We start from the raw sequence: 15,411 nt of genomic DNA, 5'->3' as shown, positions 1-15,411 counted from the left end.
CCACCACCGCGTGCGCCGACTTCGTGCGCGTGCGCGACGGCTATTGCACCGAACCCGGCTGCGCGGGTTCGTCATTCGACAGCGACCTCGACCACGTCACCGAGTACGACCACACCAACCCAACCCGAGGCGGGGCGACGTCGAGTGAGAACCTGAACGCCAAATGCCGGTTCGGACACCTGCACAAAACCTTCGGCGACTGGATCGATGTCCAGTACCGCGACGACGACGGCCACCTGGTCACCGAGTACCGCACTCCGGAGGGTTTCACCATGCTCGGTGACGCCGAAACCCTGGAAGACTTGTTCCCGAACCTGCGGCGTATCCGTTACGAACAGCCACCTCAGGCACCACCCACACCCAGAGTGATCACCGGGGACGACGCCCCGCCGCTCACCAACCGGCTTGCCAGCAAGCACGCACGCCGGCGGGCCGAACGTGCCCGCAACAAGAAGCAGCGCCTCGCCGACCAGGCAGACCCGCCGCCGTTCTGACGGGTCACGTGTCCTGCGTCGTCGCGCGCGAGTCGTCGAACTCGAGCTCAGCTGTCCTGTGCGTCGAGCTTCGCCGCGACGTCGGCGGGGAATCCGCCAGAGGCGATCGGGCCCCATCGCGTCGGGGTGATGCGGATCAGCGACTTGCCCTGCATGCGCATCGCGGCACGGTACTCGTCCCAGTCCGGATGTTCGCCGGAGATGCTGCGGAAGTAGTCGACGAGGGCGTCCTCGGCCTCGGGCATGTCCAGGACCTCGGCGTCTCCGTCGACCTGGACCCAGGCGCCGTTGAACTCGTCGGACAACACGACGACGCTCGCCACCGGGGTGGAGCGGAGGTTCGTCGCCTTCGCGCGACCCGGATAGGTCGAGATCACGATGCGGCCGTCGGCATCGACGCCGCCGGTCACCGGCGACAGCTGCGGGCAGCCGTTCGATCGGACGGTGCTGAGGATCATCTTGTGACGGGGCCGGATGAAGTCCAACAGTCCGGCACGGTCGACGGCATCGGCTTTCGCAACGGTTCTGGCCATGCCGACGACCTTACGCCGACGTCTACTTCGGCAGTGCGGCGATCAACCCGGCGAGGATCGCCGACACCGGTGGTTCCTGCTTGCCGTCGACGGTGATGTCGTCGTCACTGTTCACCAGGATGATGATGGTCGTGTCGGAATCGTAGTTGTGGAACAGCGACGAGTTGAAGCCCGGGAAATCGCCGTCGTGGCCCCACCAGCCGTCCCGATCGCCGATACCGATGCCATACCCGGCGGTGGCGGTGTTCGGCGGCGGAGACGTGAGGATCGAGTCGCGACGCAACTGCTGGGTGGACGGGTTGAGCACCGCCCGACCGGTGAACAGGGCATCGCCCCAGCGCTGCAGATCGTCGAGGGTCGAGATCACCGCGCCCGCAGTGAAGGCGAAAGACGGATTCCAGTCGGTGGAGTCGACGGTCTTCCCGGCCGGCTGACCCTGGCTGGTCACGCCGTCGACGTGGGGATCGGGGATGTCGACGGATCCGCCCGGCCAGGACGAGTCGTCCATGCCCAGCGGGCCGAAGATCCGTTCGTCGAAGACGTCGCGGATCGGTTGCCGCAGGACCCTCTCGATGAGGAGCCCTAGCAGCACGTAGTTGGTGTTCGAGTACTGCCAGCCGTCCCCGGGCGCGAAGGCCGGTGGCAACGTCTTCGAGGCGTCGACGAGTTCGGTTGGCGCCCAGTCATATCCGGGATCGGAGAAGAATCTCTGCGTGAAGGTGTCGGACAGGGTGTACGACGGGATGCCACTGGTCATGTCTGCGACCTGACGGACGGTGGCGTTCCCGTTGGGGGCGTCGGGGATGTACTTGCTGATCGGATCATCGAGCGAGACCCGCGCGTCCTGGACGAGTTGCAGCAGGATCGTCGCGGTCATCGTCTTGGTGAGCGAACCGATACGGGTGTGATCGGACGCGGTGATCGGCCGATCCCGTCCCTTGACAGCAGTGCCGGCCGTTCCCGTCCAGATACCCGACGGTGAGATGACGCGAGCGATGACGCCGGGGAAGCCGCCGGTGGACTGGAGGTCGTCGAGCACCTTCTGGAACGCGGCGCTGCTCTCGGCCGACACCGATGAGGGGGTGCCCGACCCGTCGGAAGCCGTCTGGGACGGCGAGCAGGCGGCGAGGCCGAGCACCGCTGTCACGCCGAACACCAGGACTCGTAGGACAGCGGAGCGCACGGGCCGACGGATCATCCCGTGATGATCTCTCGCCGACGACTCGAACAGCCAGTCCATCTCCGTATCTGGCGCAGAATTCGCGCTGTCCGGTTTACCTCAGACCCGATGCGCGAAGAGAGCCGCCACCGGGTAGATGTCGAGTGCGGTGGCGACCTTGGCCTCGATGGCCCGTTGCCGCTGCATCGTCCCGAAACCGCCGGCGGTGGGCCGGTCGGGGATCGTGTCTCCCGAATCGACGACACTCCAGGACGATCCGGCCTCGACGAGGGAACGGTGCTTGATCGAGTAGTAGACCGGCATCGGCACGATCGCCACGCCCGGGTCCCCGGCGGCAGCCGCCATCAGGTGGGGGTGGAATCGCGTGCTGATCCAGGTGTTGCCCTGCCCTGCGGGCAGCCCGTCGAGCCAGACGTCACGGAAACTGAGGATGCGTGCGCCGTCGAGTCGAGACCCGAGACGGAACGGGACCTCGTAGTCGTGTCCCGGGATTCCCTCGACGACGGTGACCCCCGTTCCCGGTACCTCCCAGGCGTCGAGGGTGTCGTGCACGAACCCGGCGAGCGCCTCCGCGCCGGTTCCGCGTGAGCCGGTGAACTTCTCGGTGAGGTCCGACTGCAGGCACAGCACCACACCGTGACCGTGACCCGGTGCGTCGGCGGCCGTCTCGTCGCGGTAGATCGCCGGTTGCGGACGGTTGAGTGCGAGCCAGGCGTCGTCCCCGGAGTTCCACACGCCCACGACCCCATCGAGCGCCTGCGCCGACGGCGTGTCACGCACATCGACGATGTCGAAGGTGCCCAGCGCCGTGGCCAGGGCGGTCCACGCGGGTTCGGAGACGGTGGGCACCAGTCCCTGCCCGGTGGCCACGGCCCTCGCTCCCGATCTGCCCGATACCGCGGCGGCCCCCACGAACAGCGAAACATGATGCGGCCACACGGTGTTCACATATCCGCCGCCGAGCAGGTGGATGGTGGTCGCCGTGTGGAGGAGGTCGATACCGGCGCTCAGCCGCGGTGCCAGGCCGGAGTCGAGGACAGCCCGGCCGACCCACGCCCACGGGGCGTCGGGTTCGATGCCGGCGGCGTGGTTCGTGAGTTGCCAGAGCGTGTCGACGACGAGCAGGTTCGGGTGCGCGTCGCCCATCAAGGCGGTCGCCGACCCGGGGTTGTGGCAGTCCAGGATCACCGTCGCGTGGGGACGGATGCGCGTGAGGTGGCGCAGCCAGGTGCGCGCGATGAGTTCGTCGCCGTAGTTGGGGTATCCGGTCGGTGCGATCAGGTAGATGACCTCGCCGGCCCCGCGGGCGCGTCCGAGGTAGGACTCAGCGGCCCGGCGTCGTGCCGATGCCCCCACGCGGCTCGCCAGCCCCCGAAGTCGCGGCGCCTGCCCCCATTCCCTCATGGTGAGAGACTACGGCGGCGGGGCGGCGGCGCGACTCGGCGCTTCGCGAGAGGCGATCCCGGTTCACGCGAATGTGGCGCGGAGGTACGCGAGGACCGCGGCGGCGTCGTCGAGCGGGCCGCGGTAACCGAGATAGCCGTCCGGGCGGATGACGAAGGCCGTCGAACCGTCCGGTCGGTATCCGGCAGCGAAGAGGCCTTCGGTGTCGCGGAGCAACGGCAGGTCGGTGCTGCCGACCTGCGCGGTCGGTGCCGCCACCACGTGTACGGTCATGTGCCCGCGTGCCGTCGCGGTGATCTCTGCGGCCAGGCCTTCGAGCACGGCGACGTCCTCGGCACCCGAGGTCGCGTCGGCGTACAACACGAGCGAGTGGTCGACGCCGCCCAGCAAGGAGAACAGCCGGAGCGGGTGATTCACCGATTCGCGACCGAGTCCTGCGGCGTCCGGGGCCCGTTCCCCTGCCCGCGGTGCCGACGGCGTGCTGGGGACCGTCGAACCCGCGGTGATCGGGCTGTCGGCGTAGGAGATCAGCAACTGGGCTTCGCGGCGCGTCACGAAGTCGACGTCGGTGGAATCGGTGCCGATGCCCTCCCGAGCGTCGCGGACGGTACGTCCGACAACCTCCTCACCGACCGGTCGTCGTTCCAGGTCATAGCTGTCGAGCAGGCCGGGTGCCGCCACGCCGTCGACGGCCAGCGCCAGCTTCCACGCGAGGTTGTGGGCGTCCTGCACCCCGGTGTTCATCCCCTGAGCGCCGGTGGGCGGATGGATGTGCGCGGCGTCGCCGGCCACGAACACCCTTCCGCGACCGTAGGAGTCGACGATCCGATGGCTGATGCGGAACACCGACGACCAGCGCATGTCCGACACGGTGGCGGGTTCGGGTGACAACCGGTCGACGACCGCCTGGATGTGGGACAGCTCGGGCGTGCGGGTGCCCTCGAAACCATGCGCGACACCGTCCCCGCCGGAGGTCTCGCCGATCGCGAGTTCGTCGGGCACGAGCATCGACATGCGATACCGTCCGCGGCCCGGTAGCGGGATGCACACCAGCAGGTCGTCGGTTGTGCCGTCGTCGGCCTGATGCATCGCGCGGATCGCGTAACCACGGGGCATCGACCAGTCCACGGCCACGTCGCCCAGCATGTACTGCTCGGCGAATGCACCGCCCTCGAAGCTCAGACCGAGACCCTTGCGAACCGTGCTGTGCGCTCCGTCGGCGCCGATCAGATATGACGCGCGGACCTGGGTCTCGCCACCGTCCGCGTCGGCCAGCGTGACGGTGACGCCGTCGACGTCCTGCTCGAACGCCGACACCCGCACGCCGCGTTCGATCTCGGCATCGAGGTCGGTGAGCCGGTCTCGCAGGACGCGCTCGGTGGCATATTGCGGCAGCAGGTGGAAGCGGAAGGGAACATCGTCCGGCGTGGACAGGTCGATCCGTGACACCTCAGAACCATTGACGAACACCAACTGCCCGCGCATCTCCATACCCGCGTCCAGGATCGGCTCGAGCACCCCCATGCCCTCGAACACCTCGAGGGTCCGTGGCTGAATCCCAACGGCTTTCGCGTACTGGGGAGGGTCGAGAAGGGGGTCGACAATCCGGACCCGGACACCTCGCCGGCGGAGTTCGATGGCAGCGGTCAGACCGATCGGGCCCGCGCCCGCGACCAGTACGTCTACGTCATTCACACCGAACCCCTTTCGTCGGTCGGCGAGTGCCGACGCTCGCAGGCATTATTCGCCGTGCGGCCGAGCTCGGGCGTGGGACTGGAAAAACGTGGCACAGCTTCGATTCTCGGCACTGCATTGTCGGATGTCCGGAACTGCGGACCGACCGGGTTCAGCGCGGGATCGACGACGGTCCGAGGGTCTCGGCCCCCAGCGCGGTGACCCGCGCGCGGAGTTCGCGGTCGGCGGTGACGACCACTCGACGACGGTCGGGGTGCCGGCCCACGACGTCGACGATCGTGTCGTCGCCGACCGCCGGCGCCTCCACCACCGTGACCCCGGGGACCGATGCGATCCCCCGAGCCCTGCCCTCGACGACGAGCATGATCGCGAGCGGACCGGTCAACGCGTCGATACCCGGGGCAGCGAGTTCAGCGAGACGATCCCGCAACCGCTCCGCCGCACCCCGACGGTCCCGCCACCATCCGTCCGGCACCGATCCGACGACATTCGCACCGTCCACGACGAGCAGCGGGACGTCGAGGTGCGACGGCGTCGGATCGGTCATGACCCCATCAGTCCACGGATCGGCGTGGTCGCGCAACCCCCGTCGGCCGACTGCCCGGGTGTCAGACGATGTCGCCGTGGCAGAACCTGTCGTGCGGGTCGACCGTCGCCTTGATCTCCAGGAGCCGACGACGGTGCTCGACGCTGTAGGACTCCGCGGCGCGGCCGGCGCGTTCGGCTCCCGACGTGAAGTTCAGGTACGTCGCACCCGTGACATAGGGCGCGAGCTCGGTGCGGGTGACGCGCAGCGTCGATTCGACGGCCAACGCCACATGGGGATCGGGGACGATCGAGATGAGTTCGAGGAGGAACTGTCCGGAGCGTGCCCGATCGTTCGCCGCCCGGGCGGCTCCGCGCGCGATTGCGCCGCCGGCGTGGCGGATCTCGGCGGAGACGATGAGCGGTGCCGAACCCGGTGCCGGCCGGCTGCGTCCGGCGATGACGTCGATCGCCTCGTCCTGCAGGTGGTCGAACCATTCGGTGGTGACCATGACCGGCATCGGTTCGGTGGGGTCCATGCTGATCGCGTCCGCTGCCGCGAACGGCATCTCGTCCCACAGGTCGACGAGGGGTGTCCGCCAATCCCGCCACTCGTCGACGATCGCGCGGCCGGCGGCGGTGTCACCGGACCAGCAGCCACGCACCACCGCAAAACTGCCGCCGCGCAACGGTTCCGGAACGTCGTCGGTGGGCGGGAGATTCAGGATGGTGACCGCCGAGGTCAGTTCCTCGCGCTGGGCCGGTGCCCAGTCCCGGAACCGGCGCATGATCTCCTCGGCCTCGGTGACCGGGTAGAACAAGTTGCCCGCGTACACGGTCGCGACGTCGGCGAGGGCGATCTCCATCGAGGTGACGACGCCGAGGCTGCCGGCCCCACCGCCCTTCAGAGCCCAGAAGATGTGCGGGAAGCTCGCGTCGCTGACGCGGATCGGGGTGCCGTCGGGGGTCACGAGATCGAAGGCGAGCACGGCGTCCGACCCCAGACCGAAGCGGCGTCCGAGCCAGCCGAAACCGCCCCCGAGGGTGTAGCCGACCGCGCCGACGATGCTCGCCGAACCCATCAGGGGTGCGAGTCCGTACGGTACCGCGGCGTCGAGGACCATCTTCCAGGTGGCGCCGGCGGCGACCCGGGCGGTCCGCGTGACGGGGTCGACGGTCACCGACGTGAGGCGGGAAGTATTGATGAGGAGACCGCCGTCGGCCGGTACGCCGGTCCCGTGACCGGTTGCCTGGACCGTGATCCGCAGATCTTCCTCGGCGGCGAACCGCACGGCTTCGACCACGTCGAAATGGTTCTCCGGGATCGCGATCACCGATGGTCGGTGGATGACGAGCCGGTTGAAACCGGCGCGGGCCTCGCGAAAACCCGCATCTCCGGGGCCGAGTACCTCGCCGGCGATCCGGTGGCGCAACTGTGCGAGCACCGAGGTGCGGGTGCGGACGATCAACCGTTCGGGTCGGCCGGTCGGTGAGGTGGGTGTCGGGGTCATTCGGTGAGTCCTCGGGTGTGGCCGGCTCGGCCGGCGCGGGCGTTCTTCTGGTCTCCGGTCGGCCCGGATTCGCAGACCAGATTTCCCGACGGGGCTTGGAGGCGACTTGAGGCGGACTTGAGCCTCACGCCGAGGGGGACACGCCCCACTCTGCGGCGAGCGCGTCGATCCGCCCGACCAGGGCTTGTGCCTCTTGGACCATCGCGACGTCCCGAGCGCGTCCGAGCGTCGCACCGAACACCGATGCCGGCCGACCGTTGGCGTACTCGTAGCGGGCGCGGACGAGAAGACGGTGCGCGTCCGCGTAGCGCTCACCGGTCCGCTCAGCGAAGTCGTCCGCCTGGTCCAGGAGGGCGGCCGCGTCGGTCAGCTTGCCCGCGGTGACCAGTACCTCGGCGTGCAACCCGAGCCAGAATCCCTCACCTGTGCGTGGAGGGTCCGCACTGCCGGGCTCGCCGGTCGCGGGTCCGCCGGTGTCCAGCTGGTCGATTCGGACCAGGGCGTCGTCGAGATCACCGGTCATCGCACGCGCCCACCAGTACATGCGTTCGCCGCCGCGACGCAGATATGCGAGCGGACCCGGAACCTCGGAGTCGATGATCTGTCCGGCGTCGAGCGCCCACTCCGCGTCACCGATCATCGCCGCCGCGCCGACCGCGAAGATCGCCGTACCCAATCGCGACCTGGGGTCCGGGCGGGCGTCGGACATGGTCGCGAACAGCCCGCGGCCGGCATCACCGCCGACGTGGATCGTCGCCGCCCAGATCCGGAAGCCGCGCGCCATCGTCAGTTGGTCGTCGCGGAGCCCGTCGACGTCGTCGAAGGGGCCGTAGGTGTCCAGGATGCGATGAGCCGCACCGAAATTGCCGCGCGTGAACTCGTCGATCCCGGCGACCTGCATGCCGAGGTGAACGACCACGGCGTCGTCCGACCGATCGGCACGTGCACGTAGATCGTTCGCGAGCCGGTGCCCCGTGCGTACGTCGGCGACCTGGATGTGCGCGGCGCAGCGGGCGTAGTCGAGGGCGGCCAGCAGTCGCCGGTCGTCGAGTGCGGTCGCCAGTGTGCGGGCGCGTTCCTGGAGGTCGGGGTCGGCGGCGAAGTACCCGTGAGTGGAGACCTCACCCGCGAGCTGGGTGGCGATCGCCCGCAGTTCGGCCTGCTGGTCCCCGGTGGCCCGCGCCAGCGTCGACGCATCGCCGAAATGGCGTTTCGCGCCGTCGAAATCGTAGGTGCGCAGAGCGATGTCGCCCGCCGTCAGGAGGGCGCTGGTCGTACGCTCGCGGTCGGCGAGGGGACCTGCCGACCACAGGTGGCGAGCGACCCGGGTGACCGCGTGCGGTGAGGAATTGCCGGCCAGTGCGTCGGCGATGGCCAGGTGGATGCGTCGGGCGCGCATCGAGGGGATCGCGTCGGCGATCGCCTCACGGATGATGTCGTGGCTGAAACTGAATCCGAACGGATCGTCGGGTCCGAGATCGATGACCCCGGCGGCGGAGGCGGCTTCGAGGGTGTCGAGCGCCTGGTCGACCGGCCGTCCGGCTGCGGTCGCGAGCAACACCAGATCCACCCGGGTGCCGATGAGCGCCGCGATGTCGAGGAGTTCGGTTGTCTCCGTGGACAATCCGAGCAGCCTTTGACGCACCACGTCGCGCACCCCGGACGGCACGGCGTTACCCGCGATCGACCCCTGGGCGGCGAGGATGCGGGCCAGTTCGCGGACGAAGAAGGCGTTACCGCCGGTGCGCCGCTCGATCGAGCTCACCGTGGCGACCTCCGGCCACTGCTGGGTCTCGCGGCGGATCAGCTCGGAGATGTCGTCCCCGCGGAGTGGCCCGACCTGGATACGGCGGTGTTCGGGCAGCCGGGCCAGCGTCGCCAGTGTCGAGGCGACGACCGGCCGGTGGGTCGGCGACCGCAGGGAGGCGAAGAACGTGACGCCCGGGGTCCGTCGAGAAGTCATGTGCGCGAAGAGTTCCAGTGAGGCACCGTCTGCCCACTGGAGGTCGTCGAGGACGATGATCAGCTTCGAGGTCTCGGCGACGCCGTCGAGGAGATCGGCGGCCTGATCGTAGAACTGGAAACGTGCTGCGGCGTCGGGCATCTGGCGCGGTGGCGGGATGACGTTGACGCCCTCGGTGACCATACGGCCGAGTGAGCTGTCCAGGAGCCGCTCACGGTCGGCCGGATCGAGCTGGGGGAGGACCGTGCCGAGGATCTGGACCCACGGCCACATCGACGGTGCCGCGGGATCGTCCACGCACCGACCCCACAGCACCCGCAGGTCGGCGGCACCGGCCGCACGACGGCCGGCTTCGTCGATCAGGGCCGTCTTGCCCGCTCCGGGCTCGCCTTCCACCACGACGACCCCGCCGTGTCCGGTCATCGAGGCGAGTACGGCGCGGTGCAGCGCGGCCAGTTCGTCGGTGCGCCCGACGAGCGATGGCGCGTCGTCCGCGGGGTCGAGGGGATCGGCTTCGGACGTCCGATTCTCCGCGTCGTCGCTCGCCGGATGCCCGACGACGCCGCTGCCGGCTCGCTCGCTCATGGTGATCGCCGCGCGCGGTGCGGTCGGCGCGTCGAGATGTGGGGCGTGGTCGAGGATGTCGCGTTCCAGTTCGCGGAGTCTCGGTCCGGGGTCGACGCCGATCTCGTCGGCGAGGATGCGGCGCGCATTGGCGATCGCCCCGAGGGCATCGGACTGCCGCCCGAGTCGGTACAGCGCGGTGGCGAGCAGGACCCAGAGGCCTTCGTCGAGCGGCGATCGTTCGACGGCGCTGTCGAGTTCGGTGACCAGGAGACGATGGTCCCCGGCAGCCATCCGCGCCTCGAAAGACATCTCCCCCGCCGCGCCGAGCATGCGGTCGAGATGATCGGCGGCCTCGTCGCGGAACGCCAGCCCCTCGAATTCCGGGAGAAGGGGACGGTAGGAGTCGAGGACCTTCTGCAGGAGCGGGGCCGCGGCGGCGGTGTCGCCGTGCTGCATCAGGGTCCGCGCCGAGGTCAGGTCGGTGGTCAGACGCCGCAGGTCGACCTGTTCAGGTGCCGTCGGGAGGCTGTAGCCGGTGCCGTGGGTGAGCAGCACGGTCGAGGGACTGCGCGGTTTGCGGTCGGGTTCGAGGGCCTTGCGGAGCCCCGAGATGTAGGACTGCAGGGACACTTCGGCACGGTCGGGCGGCGAGTCGCCCCAGATTCCCTCGACCAGCCGGTCGGCACGCAGCGGCGCGCCCTCCGCCAGCACGAGTTGCGCGAGTGTGGCACGTTGCTTGCGGGTGCCGAGTTCGACGGGATCGGAACCGATCTGAGCGCCGAGCCCGCCCAAGACCGTGTACGAGAGTCCGAGCATCAGCGTGAGTGTAATGGTCTGGACACCTCTGGCGCGGGGTTGTCGGGGGGAGGTGCGATTCTTCGTCCGACATCTGCGGGTGCCGCGAACCTTGTCGGTGGGCCGTCGGCACCAGGCCACGGTCCCGAAGGCCGGCCGTTTAGCCTCGGGGGATGGGATTCACCAGGGCCGAACTCCTCGAATACCGGGACCGCACCGTCGAGGACCTGGTCGGTGACGGCTGCCGATTGCTGTTCGTCGGCATCAACCCGGGACTGTGGACCGCCGCCACCGGAGCCCATTTCGCGCGGCCCGGAAATCGCTTCTACCCGGCACTGGCGCGCGCCGGGATCGTCGACCGGGTGATCGACGCGTCGCGCGGCATGTCCGAGGCCGACGCCGAACTGCTGACCGGACGGGGGATCGGCATCACCAACGTCGTTGCCCGGGCCACCGCAACCGCCGCGGAACTCACGGTCGACGAGTTGCGGGACGGTGGTCGTCGGCTTCGGGCGCGCGTGCGGGAGGTCGGGCCCCGGGTGGTGGCGGTCGCCGGGATCACCGCCTACCGCAGTGCCTTCGGGCGGCGAGACGCGGTGACCGGCCGCCAGGAAGAGACCTGGGACGGGGCGCAGCTCTGGGTGGTTCCGAACCCCAGCGGACTCAATGCGCACGAGACCGTCGACTCGCTGGCCGCTGCGTACCGGGAGGCGGCGGTCGCGGCCGGCGTGGTGTGAGCAGAGCACCCTGGAAAAGGGGGCGCTTTCCGGCTGTGGCTTCCGCCGGGATGTAGTTCGGTCTCAGAGGTCTTCGGAATTGAGAATCCGGCGGCGCATCGACAAGAGTTCGACCTCCGGATGGTTGGCGGCGGATCTCTCGACCGCGTCGAGCACATCGACGACGTGGGTCCGGTCGGCCGCCACCACGCTCGTGCCGATCATCGCGCGGCGATGCATGTCGAGGTGCCCGACCTCGGCCACCGAGACCGCGAACCGTCGGCGTAGTTCGGCGACGATCGGCCGGACGATGGAACGCTTCTGCTTCAGCGAGTGCACATCACCGAGGCGATAGTCGAACTCGGCGAACCCGATCCACATCAGAACCCGATCAATTGTCGGTGCGGATCAGCGTCGCCACGTGGTCGGGCACGTACTTGGACAGGGAACGCGGCGGCCGGTGGTAGTTGCCCGTGTCGACCGGCTTCTTCGGCAACGTCACCCGCGGACGGGGCACCTCGCCGTAGTCGATGCTGTCGAGCAGGTGTGCGATCATGTTGAGCCGCGCGTGCTTCTTCACGTCGGATTCGACCACGTACCAGGGGCTCAGCGCAGTGTCTGTGTGCACCATCATCTCGTCCTTGGCGCGCGAGTAGTCTTCCCATCGGTAGACCGACTCGAGATCCATCGTACTCAACTTCCATTGCCGCACGGGATCTTTCACGCGCTGGCGGAATCGCTTGAGCTGTTCGTCGTCGGAGACGGAGAACCAGTACTTGCGCAGGATGATGCCGTCGTCGATCAGCATCTGCTCGAAGATCGGCGTCTGCCGCAGGAACCGTGTGTGTTCCTCGGGCGTGCAGAAACCCATGACCTTCTCGACTCCGGCACGGTTGTACCAGGACCGGTCGAACAGCACAATCTCGCCGGGCGCCGGCAGATGCGCGACATAGCGCTGGTAGTACCACTGCCCGCGTTCGCGGTCGGTGGGTGCCGGAAGCGCAGCGACCCGCGCGATGCGAGGACTCAGATACTGGCTGATCCGCTTGATGGTGCCGCCCTTGCCCGCGGCGTCGCGTCCCTCGAAGACCACGACCACGCGAGTGCCGGTCTCACGCACCCATTCCTGGAGTTTGACCAACTCGGTCTGCAGCCGGAACAGCTCCGCCTCGTAGACGTTGTCGGAGATCTTCTGAGGTTTCCGCGTGTCCTTCTTGGCCATGGGAAGAGAGTACGGGCTGCTGACCGGTCAAGGGGTCAGAGCGGCATCGCGTTCGGCTTCGAGTTCGACGATCGACGCGTCGATCCGGGCGCGCGAGAACTCGTTGATGTCGAGCCCCTCGACGATCTCCCACTCGCCGCCGACCGAACGCACCGGGAACGAGCAGACGATGCCCTCGGGCACGCCGTACACGCCGGGTGACGGCAGTGCGGTGGACGTCCAGTCGTCGGCAGGGGTCCCCAGTACCCAGTCGTGAACGTGGTCGATCGTCGCGTTGGCCGCCGACGCCGCCGACGACGATCCGCGTGCCTCGAGAATCGCGGTGCCGCGGCGGGCAACGGTCGGGATGAAATCGTCGACGAGCCACTCGCGATCGGCGGCGAGATCGGCGCCGCTTCGCCTGCCGACACGAGCGTGGAAGATGTCGGGGTACTGCGTCGCCGAGTGGTTGCCCCAGATGGTCACCCGGCTGATCTCGCCGACCTCGACCCCGGCCCGGTGGGAGAGTTGGGCGATCGCGCGGTTGTGGTCGAGTCGGGTGAGCGCGGTGAATCGCTGCGGCGGCACCTCGGGTGCGTGTGCCGAGGCGACCGCGGCGTTGGTGTTGGCGGGATTGCCCACCACGATCACCCGGATGTCGTCGGCGGCAACCTCGTTGATGGCCGCGCCCTGCACGGCGAAGATGTCGGAGTTCGCCGCGAGCAGATCAGCGCGTTCCATGCCCTTGGACCGTGGACGAGCGCCGATGAGCAGCGCGAAACCAGCGCCGTCGAACGCTTTTCGCGGATCGTCGAAGACGTCGACCGACTTCAGCAGACCGAAGGCGCCGTCGTCGAGTTCCATCGCGGTGCCCACGGCGGCGGGAACCGCCTGGGGTAACTCGAGGAGCCGGAGGGCGATGGGCTGGTCGTGACCGAGCATCGCGCCGGCGGCGATACGGAACACGCTGGCATATCCGATGCTCCCGGCCGCACCGGTCACCGTGACGACCGCCGGGGTGGAGGTGCTCACGAGTACTTTTCCATCAGCAGGACCTGGGTGCCCTCTGCCGTGAGCACGAGCGCGTGGCCCACCGAATACCAGGTGAGGGGTTCCTTCGTGAACGTGTTGATCCAGTCGTCGGCGCCCGAGCGGGGACCGGGGCACGCCATCATCGTCGAGGCGAGCGAGGCGAGGCGCAGGACCGAACCGTCGACCTGCATCTCGCCGACGTGCCGGTTGCATCCGGCGAACAGTGAGATGCGGTTGGCGGCGGGGAAGGTCACCTGCAGCGGCCCTCCGCCCGGGATCTGGGGGCCGGTGACCGCCGTGGACGAGTACGACTTGCCGACAAATGGTGGAGTTGCCGGCGCGGCGACACCCGGACCGGCGCTGAATGCGCCGATACCTGACACGAACAACACCGCGCTGACCAGCGCGACAATGCGTAAGCTGATGCGATGGTCGCGGGCTGGGTGGAGTACGCGTGCCGTCTGACGGCGATACCCGGAGCTCACGATCCTTACGGTAGCCGACCGGATGGGGGATGCGATATGGCCTTCGGGGGTGAGATGTGGTTCCGGTGACGTGCCGGACCGAGTATCTGACGGCCCGCCATCACCGTTCCGCGAGCGCCGCGTGGATCGTGATGATGGTCGCGTTGGTCGGGCTCGTGGGGCTCAACATCGCCGGCGTCGACGGTCTGGTCATCTCGGCAGTGGTCGCCGGACTGCTGGCCTTGTCTCTGTTCGCCGCGGCGTACGGCCGACTTGGCGAGCGGGGGGCGGTGCTGCTGACCGTCGACGACGACACCGTGTACTTCGGCGACGAGGACCGCACGCTGGTGTCCTACCCGCTGACCGCACTACGATCCTTCGCGATCGGTGGTCCGGCGGACGACACCTCGCCGATGGCCGGACAGCGGGCCCAGCACCTCACCGTCTTCGGGCAGAAATACCTCAAACTGACCTTCGCGCGTGAACAACCGCGCGTCGGCACGGGGGTGGACGAAGATCTCGACTCCGACTTCTGGAGGGTCGCGATCATCGAGGGCGATCCGGCGGCCGCTGTCGTCATCGATCGACTGAAACAGCATGCGCCACAACGTGTTTCGACACAGAAGAGTTCGACGCAGAAGGGTTCGACACAGAAGGGTTCGACGCAGAAGGGTTCGACGCGACCGAGAGCTGCCGCCGAGCAGCGGGAGAAGGTGTCGGTGGCGTCGGTGCCGCCTGACCACGACGCCTCGTCCGACGAGCACTCACCCGTCGATCTGCGCCGTCCCCGTATCGCCGACGCCGGATCGGATGAGGCCGCGCAGCGGTTGTGGGAGGAGGCGACGCGGCGCCACGACGAGATCCTCGGCGTCTACGGCAACTACGAACTCGACCCGGCCCTGCTGCTGAAGTATCCGGCGGTCACGGATGTGACCGTCGAACAGACCCAGACCTTCCATCTCGCGCTCGACGAGGCCACCGCGCTGCGCACCGACGCCTACCCGGGCAACCGCGGTCGCGCCGATGCCTACCAGCAGTCCGTGGCCGCGCTCCGGCGGGCGTGGATCGCATGCGAGAAGCACGGACGACGCATCGGGGCCGGTTATCTCGAACCCGCCGACCGGGATGCCCTCGACACCGCCCTCAAGCTGTACAACCACGCCGAGGCCAGCAGCACGCCCGCCGAGCAGGCGACCTATTACGGTCGCGTCCGCGACATCGTCACCACGATGTCCGATCGCGGGGTCCTCCATCCGCCGGAGGCTGCGGTCGCCGAATTGCATGCCGTCACGCGGCGCGCACTGGAGGCAGGTACGCCGCAGGTGTGAGCG

14 protein-coding genes are annotated in these 15,411 nt (G+C 68.6%); 3 read left to right on the top strand and 11 right to left on the bottom strand.

What is annotated here, in order from left to right:
* Positions 1-494: HNH endonuclease signature motif containing protein (locus tag NWF34_RS11620; protein WP_258325126.1), on the top strand; the 494-nt coding region annotated here is incomplete at its 5' end.
* 47 nt (positions 495-541) lie between these two features.
* On the opposite strand, the gene NWF34_RS11615 is transcribed toward NWF34_RS11620, so the two are convergent.
* The 7 genes from NWF34_RS11615 to NWF34_RS11585 all read right to left on the bottom strand — a co-directional run bounded on the left by NWF34_RS11615 (position 542) and on the right by NWF34_RS11585 (position 10,688).
* On the bottom strand, positions 542-1,027 hold the full coding sequence (locus tag NWF34_RS11615) for a PPOX class F420-dependent oxidoreductase (protein WP_258325125.1): 486 nt from the start codon (positions 1,025-1,027) through the stop codon (positions 542-544).
* A 22-nt stretch (positions 1,028-1,049) separates the two neighbouring features.
* Complete coding sequence (locus tag NWF34_RS11610) at positions 1,050-2,225, bottom strand: serine hydrolase (protein ID WP_258325124.1); 1,176 nt, start codon at positions 2,223-2,225, stop codon at positions 1,050-1,052.
* An 81-nt stretch (positions 2,226-2,306) separates the two neighbouring features.
* Positions 2,307-3,611 carry a polysaccharide pyruvyl transferase family protein gene (locus tag NWF34_RS11605; RefSeq protein ID WP_258325123.1) on the bottom strand — a complete coding sequence of 435 codons (1,305 nt, stop codon included), beginning with the start codon at positions 3,609-3,611 and terminating at the stop codon, positions 2,307-2,309.
* Positions 3,612-3,674: 63 nt separating this feature from the next.
* Positions 3,675-5,306 carry an FAD-dependent monooxygenase gene (locus tag NWF34_RS11600; RefSeq protein WP_258325122.1) on the bottom strand — a complete coding sequence of 544 codons (1,632 nt, stop codon included), beginning with the start codon at positions 5,304-5,306 and terminating at the stop codon, positions 3,675-3,677.
* Between the two features lie 151 nt (positions 5,307-5,457).
* Positions 5,458-5,853 carry a hypothetical protein gene (locus NWF34_RS11595; protein WP_258325121.1) on the bottom strand — a complete coding sequence of 132 codons (396 nt, stop codon included), beginning with the start codon at positions 5,851-5,853 and terminating at the stop codon, positions 5,458-5,460.
* Positions 5,854-5,914: 61 nt separating this feature from the next.
* Entirely contained in the window at positions 5,915-7,342 is a 1,428-nt protein-coding gene (locus tag NWF34_RS11590) for an FAD-binding oxidoreductase (RefSeq protein ID WP_258325120.1), read from the bottom strand.
* Positions 7,343-7,466: 124 nt separating this feature from the next.
* On the bottom strand, positions 7,467-10,688 hold the full coding sequence (locus NWF34_RS11585) for a BTAD domain-containing putative transcriptional regulator (protein ID WP_258325119.1): 3,222 nt from the start codon (positions 10,686-10,688) through the stop codon (positions 7,467-7,469).
* Positions 10,689-10,840: 152 nt separating this feature from the next.
* On the opposite strand from NWF34_RS11585, the gene NWF34_RS11580 reads away from it, so the two are divergent.
* Positions 10,841-11,404, top strand: coding sequence for a mismatch-specific DNA-glycosylase (locus NWF34_RS11580; RefSeq protein WP_258325118.1), 564 nt, complete (start codon positions 10,841-10,843; stop codon positions 11,402-11,404).
* 63 nt (positions 11,405-11,467) lie between these two features.
* Here the strand turns inward: NWF34_RS11580 and NWF34_RS11575 are convergent, their stop codons facing one another.
* The 4 genes from NWF34_RS11575 to NWF34_RS11560 are packed head-to-tail and all read right to left on the bottom strand — an operon-like array spanning position 11,468 to position 14,008.
* The gene (locus NWF34_RS11575) at positions 11,468-11,764 is read right to left on the bottom strand and encodes a DUF503 domain-containing protein (protein ID WP_024497464.1); all 297 of its coding nucleotides are present in this window, start codon (positions 11,762-11,764) and stop codon (positions 11,468-11,470) included.
* Positions 11,765-11,774: 10 nt separating this feature from the next.
* Positions 11,775-12,605 (bottom strand): polyphosphate kinase 2, encoded by an 831-nt coding sequence (ppk2, locus tag NWF34_RS11570; protein ID WP_243828790.1) that lies wholly within the window; start codon positions 12,603-12,605, stop codon positions 11,775-11,777.
* Positions 12,606-12,632: 27 nt separating this feature from the next.
* A complete protein-coding gene (locus NWF34_RS11565) occupies positions 12,633-13,616 on the bottom strand; it encodes a malate dehydrogenase (RefSeq protein ID WP_258325117.1) in 984 nt (327 codons plus the stop codon).
* Positions 13,613-14,008, bottom strand: a complete 396-nt coding sequence (locus NWF34_RS11560; protein ID WP_258325133.1) for an META domain-containing protein — start codon at positions 14,006-14,008, stop codon at positions 13,613-13,615. The genes NWF34_RS11565 and NWF34_RS11560 overlap by 4 nt, the downstream gene beginning before the upstream one ends.
* A gap of 149 nt (positions 14,009-14,157) precedes the next feature.
* Between NWF34_RS11560 and NWF34_RS11555 the strand changes: the two genes are divergently transcribed.
* Positions 14,158-15,408 (top strand): hypothetical protein, encoded by a 1,251-nt coding sequence (locus NWF34_RS11555; protein WP_258325116.1) that lies wholly within the window; start codon positions 14,158-14,160, stop codon positions 15,406-15,408.
* Positions 15,409-15,411 lie beyond the last annotated feature (3 nt).

This window comes from Gordonia sp. GONU, from assembly GCF_024733855.1.
Taxonomy (GTDB): Bacteria; Actinomycetota; Actinomycetes; order Mycobacteriales; family Mycobacteriaceae; genus Gordonia; species Gordonia amicalis.
This window is presented reverse-complemented; position numbering and strand designations above follow the sequence as displayed.

Coding starts and splice junctions, on each gene's coding strand:
- NWF34_RS11615 (WP_258325125.1), bottom strand. CDS start 1,027: ATGGCCAGAACCGTTGCGAAAGCCGATGCCGTCGACCGTGCCGGACTG.
- NWF34_RS11610 (WP_258325124.1), bottom strand. CDS start 2,225: ATGATCCGTCGGCCCGTGCGCTCCGCTGTCCTACGAGTCCTGGTGTTC.
- NWF34_RS11605 (WP_258325123.1), bottom strand. CDS start 3,611: ATGAGGGAATGGGGGCAGGCGCCGCGACTTCGGGGGCTGGCGAGCCGC.
- NWF34_RS11595 (WP_258325121.1), bottom strand. CDS start 5,853: ATGACCGATCCGACGCCGTCGCACCTCGACGTCCCGCTGCTCGTCGTG.
- NWF34_RS11590 (WP_258325120.1), bottom strand. CDS start 7,342: ATGACCCCGACACCCACCTCACCGACCGGCCGACCCGAACGGTTGATC.
- NWF34_RS11585 (WP_258325119.1), bottom strand. CDS start 10,688: ATGCTCGGACTCTCGTACACGGTCTTGGGCGGGCTCGGCGCTCAGATC.
- NWF34_RS11580 (WP_258325118.1), top strand. CDS start 10,841: ATGGGATTCACCAGGGCCGAACTCCTCGAATACCGGGACCGCACCGTC.
- NWF34_RS11575 (WP_024497464.1), bottom strand. CDS start 11,764: ATGTGGATCGGGTTCGCCGAGTTCGACTATCGCCTCGGTGATGTGCAC.
- ppk2 (WP_243828790.1), bottom strand. CDS start 12,605: ATGGCCAAGAAGGACACGCGGAAACCTCAGAAGATCTCCGACAACGTC.